Raw genomic sequence first — 1,882 nt, forward strand, 5'->3', positions numbered from 1 at the left:
GCCGGACCGCGCCGAGCTCGCCCAGCTGCGCCGCGGCGTCCAGGCACGCGACGGCGTCGTGCTCGACCTCGCGCCGCTGACCGGCGAAGACGTCGGACGGCTGATCGAGGACCGGATCGGGGCGCCGCCCGGGCCGGGGCTGCGCGAGCTGGCCGCCCGTGGTGCCGGAAATCCGTTGTACGTCAAGGAAATGGTCGACGTCCTGCTGCGCGCCGGCGCGGTCGAGGTGAGCGGCGGCGAGGCCGACGTCGACGACCCGGCCGAGTTCGAGGCACCCAGTTCGCTGGTCGCCGCCGTCGACCGGCGGCTGGACTTCCTCAGCACGCGGACGCAGGAAGTGCTGCGCTGGGGTGCGTTGCTGGGCATGGAGTTCGCGGTCGGGGACGTCGCCGCGGTGCTCGGCAGCCGGCCGTCGGACCTGCTGGAGCCGCTCGAAGAAGCCGTCTCGGCGAACGTCCTCATCGACACCGGCACGCAGCTCGCGTTCCGCCATCCCCTGCTGCGGCAAGCGCTTTACGACCGGTTGCCGGGCGCGACGCGGGCGGCGCTGCACCGGCAGGCGGCCGAGGCGCTCGCCGGGATCGGCGCGCCGGTGAAGCGGGTCGCCGAACAGCTGGTGGCCGCACCGGCCACAGTGGACGAATGGGTGCTCGACTGGCTCGCCGGGCACCACGCCGCCGTCTCCAACCGGGCGCCGCTGATCGCCGTCGAGCTGCTGGAACGGGCGCTGGCCGCCGGGGCCGGACCGCGCCGGGAGGTGCTGCTCGTCGCGCTGGTCAAGGTGCTGTTCCGGTTGGAGCGCAGCCCGGAAACCCAAGCGCAGCAGGCCATCGAAGTCGCCACCGACCCGGATTCGGTCGAGGAGATGCGGCACGTCGTCGCGGCGCTGCGGCACCGCCGCGGCGACACCGAAGGCGCGGTCGCGACGCTGGCCGGCGTGGTCGACGATCCGGCGGTACCGGAGATCTGGCGGGTCAAGCACCGGCAGCTGCTCGCCAACTTCCGGCGCGGCGATCTGTCCGATTTGGACGCCGCGGAAAAGGCGGCGCGCGAAACGAAAGCACTCGCCGGCGGCGACCGGTACGTGACCGCGCACGCGCTGCAGACGTTGTGGCTGCTCGATTCGGTGCGCCGCGAGCACGACCGCGCGCTCGGCCACGTCGACGCGGCGATCGAGGCCGTCGGCGACGAGCACGAGCTGGCCGACCTGCACCTCGACCTGCTCGACAACCGCGTCTTCACGCTGCAGAACCTCGACCGCCTGGCCGAAGCGGGCGACGCCCTGCGCGCGGCCGGTGAGGTCGCGGCACGGCACTCGCTGCCCGTCGGGCTGCAGGTGTCCGCGGCGGTGCACCGGTATTGGGAAGGCCGCTGGGACGAGGCGCTGGTCGAGCTGGACACGGTCATCGAGGACGGCCCGGCGATCACGTTCTACGGCCTGCGCGAGCCCGGACCGGCCGCGTTGCTGCTGCACGGCGTCGCCGCGCTGATCGCCGGCCGCCGCGACGACCGGGCCCAGGCCGCCGCGCACCTCGACGCGGCGGAGGAGTACGCCCCGGCGACCGGCGCCGAGCGCGAGAGCTTCGACTTCCTGCTGGTCGCCGACGCCCTCGCGGCCGAACAGCGCGGCGACCGGGTCCGCGCGCTGACCGTCCTCGAGCCGATCCTGAACCCGACGTACGCGGCGATGATGTTGCGGCACCAGTGGTTGCCGGCGTTCGTGCGGCTGGCGATGGAGCAGGACGACCGCGTCCGCGCGCACCGCGCCCTCGCCGTCTGCGAAGAAGAAGCGGCGAAGGAACGGCGGCCGGCGCGGGCGCACGCGGCGGCGTCGTGGTGCCGCGGGCTGATCGAGGAGGACCCGGCCGCGGTGCTGGCCACG

General features: G+C 74.2%; 1 pseudogene. It reads left to right on the forward strand.

Annotated elements, in window-relative coordinates:
* Positions 1–1,882: pseudogene (locus G3I65_RS35295) on the forward strand (SARP family transcriptional regulator); the annotation flags it as partial.

Origin of the sequence: Amycolatopsis sp. SID8362, assembly GCF_010550475.1 — a bacterium.
Classification (GTDB): Bacteria; Actinomycetota; Actinomycetes; order Mycobacteriales; family Pseudonocardiaceae; genus Amycolatopsis; species Amycolatopsis eburnea.